Source organism: Bradyrhizobium sp. LA6.1 (genome assembly GCF_040547805.1).
Classification (GTDB): domain Bacteria; phylum Pseudomonadota; class Alphaproteobacteria; order Rhizobiales; family Xanthobacteraceae; genus Bradyrhizobium; species Bradyrhizobium barranii.
Map to the genome: position 1 here is coordinate 1 of NZ_JBEPQK010000050.1, position 4,504 is coordinate 4,504.

A 4,504-nucleotide genomic window follows, 5' to 3' on the forward strand; every position below is an offset into this window, starting at 1 on the left:
AGCTGTTCAATACGATGCTGGCCTATTCGGGAAAATTCAAACTGAGTGGCGACACATTTACGACGACCGTCGATATAAGTTGGGTTACCGAGTGGCTGGGTACGGAACAGCTTCGTTATGTACACCTCGACGGCGACATTCTTTCCTTGCGCACACCAGTTCATGAACACCCTCGCCATCCCGGTCGAAGAGGATTTGGCGATCTAAGATGGCGTCGCGAAAAGAAATTGCGTCATATCCCGGCGCCTGCAACGGCGGCACACGTCCGTCAAGGTATTGTGACAACGAAGCTCGCCAGCGTAAACCGGCGGCCGGCGGCGGCCGCCGAGTTACTGCGACTTTAGCCCGCAAAGACGACGCCAGCTCCCGCCATGACTGGGCCATTGCGCGCGATCACGGACGTGAGCTTGTTCAATGCGCGGATGGCGATGCCAAGCGGGAACGGATTGTTCAGGCGTAGGAAAGCAATTTTTTTCACGTAGCCCTCGAGTGCCATTTTGCGTGCGCGCCTTTGCGAAAATAGATCACGTCACCGACGCCGTATCGCTTCGGTGGCGCACCTTCACCTTGGAGCACGATCGCCCCTTCCAAAATCATGATGGTCTCGTCGAGATATAGCACCAGTTGAATTTGCCTTCGGTGCACGACCAGATGATGGTTTCAGCAGTGCCGCATGACCTGGAGCGCACCAGTGCGCGGACAAATCCGCGCAGTGCGATGCAGCCGGAGGCTCAAGTGCACAAGGACTTCAGCTCCGGCGGCGGGGAGCCCTTCCCCTCGAGCATCCCCAGCGCTAGCGCGGCCTCCACCCGCACGCTCGGATCCTCATCGCCCGTTAGCTGTCGGAGGGGGTGGAGGGCTTGTTCGATCCCCGGGAAGGCCGGACCGAGGCGACCGAGGTGCCAGGCCGCCAGGCTGCGGACGAAGGCAAGCTCGTTGCCCAACTCCGCGACGAGGACGGTGATCGACTCTCCACTCGACGGCACCACCAGGGCCAGGGCCGCCGCCGCCCAGACGCGCACGAACGCAACCGGGTCCTGGAGGGCAGCGGCGAGGTCGGACATAGCCTCGGTTGCCGCCGGGCCGATCTCGCCCAGGGCATATGCACCGAGGCGGCGCTGGAGCGGATCGCTGCTCGAAAGCTCCCTCACCCAGCCTGGAACGGAAGTCCCTAGGTAAGCGATCTGCGCGCTCATGGCCCGCCCCCCACTCAAGATCCCACGCCTAGCCGGCGGTCCAGGTTGAACGCGGCGCTTATCAACCCGATGTGAGTGAATGCCTGCGGGAAGTTGCCCAGCGCTTCGCCACACGGACCCGTCTCCTCGGCGTACAGGCCGAGGTGGTTGGCGTAGGTCAGCATTTTCTCGAAGATGAAGCGGGCCTCCTCGGCGCGGCCCGCCCGGGCCAACGCTTCCACCAGCCAGAACGTACACATGTTGAACGTCCCCTCGCTCCCGGTCAGGCCGTCGCCAGCTCCTCTGCCGATCTCGTAGCGGTGCACTAGGCTGTCGGAAACCAGCTCCGCCATGATCCGATCCAACGTCCCGCGCATGCGGGGGTCGGTCGGCGACAGGAAAAAGACGAGCGGCATGATCAAATTGGACGCATCCACCGCGTCAGTGGCGAAATGCTGCACGAACGTCTGCCGCTCGGTGTTCCAGCCGTGCGTCATGATGGCCTCGTAGATGCGGTCCCGCTCCGCGACCAGGCGGGCGCGGTCCAGCGGCAGACTCCGCTTCTGCGCAAGGCGGATCGCTCGGTCCAGCGCCACCCAGCACTGCACCTTGGAGTACACGAACTGCTGTTGTCCACCGCGCACCTCCCAGATGCCATCGTCGGCTCGCTCCCAGTTGCTCGCCACCCAGTCCAGCATCTTGCGCACGTGGCGCCAGGAGTCATAGGCGATCGGCGTCCCGTACTTGTCGTACAAGTAAACTGCATCCATCAGTTCGCCATAGATGTCCAGCTGCAGCTGGTCGGCAGCGGCGTTACCGACTCGCACTGGACGCGACCCGCGGTAGCCATCGAGGTGGTCGAGGACCTCCTCGGGCAGCTCGCGGCCACCGTCGATGCGATACATAGTCTGCAACGGGTCGCCCCGGGCGCCCTCGACGGCCCGCTGCTCCAACCAGGCCATGAACTGCTCCGCCTCCGACGTCAGCCCCAGGCGCAGGAAGGCGTAATTGGTGAAAGCGGCGTCGCGCACCCAAGTATAACGATAGTCCCAGTTGCGCACCCCGCCGATCTCCTCCGGCAGCCCGCAGGTCGGCGCCGCCACGATCGCGCCGGTCGGCGCGAACGTCAGCAGCTTCAACACCAGCGCCGAGCGGTGGACCATCTCGCGCCAGCGACCTGAATAGCTGCACTTCCTCAGCCACTGCCGCCAAAAAGCCAGGGTCTGCGTCAGCGCCTCCGTGCCGACCAGCCGCGCCTCGAGCAGGACCCCATCATGAACGCTGCCGTGGCCGTTCTCCTCCACCTGGCGGAGGATGAACGTGGTCGTCTCGCCGGGGTTGAGGACGAACTCGGCAGCGACGCCGTCGCCTTGCCGACCAAGCGGGAAGCGGCTGACCAGCGAGACTTTCATGCCTTGCGCCTCGAAGATCGCTCCCCGGCCCTCGAGGATGACATGATGGGGCCGGCGGGCGAAATCGAAAGCCGGCCGGCAGTCGAGGCGGAAACGGACAGACCCGCGAACCGCTCGCACTACTCGGACGATCTGGTGGATTTTTCTGATCTCGCACGGGCCCTGGACCGGCATGAAGTCCACGACTTCACCGACGCCCTGGTCGCTAAGAAAGCGCGTCACCAGGACGTTGCTGTCAGGCATGTACATCTGTTTGTGCTGCGCCTCGTAGAGACTAGCGATGCGGAATGAGCCCCCTTTCTGATCGTCGAGGATCGCCGCGAAAACGCTTGGCGAGTCAAAGTGCGGCAGGCAACACCAGTCGATGGACCCGTCGATGCCAACCAGGGCAACGGTGTGCAGGTCGCCGATGACGCCGTAGGACTCGATCGGCTTGTAGCCCATGATCTCGTCTCCTCCGCTAGCTCGACGCTGATCGAGCCCCACGATCATCAATCCCTTGAGGCAGCGAAACGACACAACGATATTCGTCTTTTGCTCGCAATTTCGCGCGCGGCCCTCGCCAGTAACATTTCTTAACTTCCAGCTGAGATCGACGAAGAACGTCGTTTGCATCCAGATCAACTGCTCCGCACTTTCAATAGCTCGACAGGCGATTAAGGTCGCCGGTCCCGATTATCGGCAGCCCCGTGGCACGAACGTGCCAGTTTCGATGTTGATGTACCACCAATCCTAGCACGTCCCGCGAGAGCTCGCCGAGGCTCTTGCGAGAGCCGGCGACGAACTAGGAGTTTCGCTCAAGTCCTGGAGTGCTGCCTAGAAGTAACTTTCGCACTTTCGTCTCAGACGCAGTATGCGCCAATCTCAATCAGAATTCGGATCGCCTCCGCCGACCGTGACATTCAATGCTCCTTCCTAAGGTGGGCCGGTTCAAAGAACTCCGGCGCCATAGTGGAACATGCCTAAGCGAATAGGTCAGCGTTTCAGACGCACATCCGTTCGAGTGCCGAACTGTCATAACGCGAGAGGGATCGTTGCTTCTCCGAAGAAGTCGCGCTACCAGTGCACAGGTATGCGCACGGACCTTGAAGGCGTTGACGATAAAGATGCCTTAGTCTGAAGTGTCCCGAGTTCGGTTCTTACCGCACGCGGTGGCAGGCCGAAGCTGAAGGGGCGAGACCATGAGCGCCGTCCTTCCGATCATTTGCCTCGCAAGGCATGGCAAGACGGCGTGGAGCCTCTCAGGCCAGCATACAGGCCTCACAGACTTGCCTCTCACTGAGCGCGGCGAACTCAATGCGCAGAGTTTGGCCTCGCGGTTGCTGAGTTTCAATTTCGCAAAAGTGTTCACAAGCCCCCTGAAGCGAGCGGTCCGGACGTCGGAGTTAGCTGGTTTCGGAGTCGAGGCGGAGCCCGACTGCGATCTGCTGGAATGGAATTACGGCCAATACGAGGGGCGTCGCACAAAGGAAATCCATGAAGAGCGTCCAGGCTGGCAATTGTTTCGCGACGGCTGTCCAGGAGGAGAAGCACCGAATCAAGTCGGCGCCCGGGCTGATCGCATTGTGGAGCGTGTTCGCAACGTCCCAGGTAACGTGTTATTGTTTTCGAGCGGACATTTTCTCCGAGTTTTGACAGCACGCTGGTTAGGCCTCGATGCGGAGGCCGGACGACTCTTTACGCTCGACACTGCAAGCCTGAGCATACTCGGGTACGAACGCGATCAGTCAGAGCCAGCGGTCCGACTGTGGAATGACACCGGGCACGTCGAAGGTCGGTTCCCACCAGCCTTCGCGCACTGAGATGGAAGTGCCAGTCGGAGGAGCTATCGCCCAAAGTTGGTGACGGCGGGAATCGGAAAGGCGGCATATCGTGGGGGTGCTTGACGCCTCCACTTCTCCACCGAAGGAGCGATAT

4 protein-coding genes and 1 pseudogene are annotated in these 4,504 nt (G+C 61.5%); 2 read left to right on the plus strand and 3 right to left on the minus strand.

Features of this window, described 5'->3' with window-relative positions; translation table 11 throughout:
* Positions 1–344: lipocalin-like domain-containing protein (locus ABIB99_RS44310; protein WP_354182266.1), on the plus strand; the 344-nt coding region annotated here is incomplete at its 5' end.
* Here ABIB99_RS44310 and ABIB99_RS44315 read toward each other — a convergent pair.
* From ABIB99_RS44315 to ABIB99_RS44325, 3 genes and pseudogenes are all read right to left on the minus strand, one after another.
* A pseudogene (locus tag ABIB99_RS44315) lies at positions 341–671 on the minus strand (cupin domain-containing protein); the annotation flags it as partial. The gene ABIB99_RS44310 and the pseudogene ABIB99_RS44315 overlap by 4 nt on opposite strands.
* 60 nt (positions 672–731) lie before the next feature.
* Positions 732–1,196, minus strand: coding sequence for a HEAT repeat domain-containing protein (locus ABIB99_RS44320; RefSeq protein ID WP_354182268.1), 465 nt, complete (start codon positions 1,194–1,196; stop codon positions 732–734).
* A 14-nt stretch (positions 1,197–1,210) separates the two neighbouring features.
* Positions 1,211–3,202: a glycoside hydrolase family 15 protein gene (locus ABIB99_RS44325; protein ID WP_354182270.1), complete on the minus strand. Its 1,992-nt coding sequence runs from the start codon at positions 3,200–3,202 to the stop codon at positions 1,211–1,213.
* 566 nt (positions 3,203–3,768) lie between these two features.
* Between ABIB99_RS44325 and ABIB99_RS44330 the strand changes: the two genes are divergently transcribed.
* Positions 3,769–4,389, plus strand: a complete 621-nt coding sequence (locus tag ABIB99_RS44330) for a histidine phosphatase family protein (RefSeq protein ID WP_354182272.1) — start codon at positions 3,769–3,771, stop codon at positions 4,387–4,389.
* The last annotated feature ends 115 nt before the right edge of the window (positions 4,390–4,504 follow it).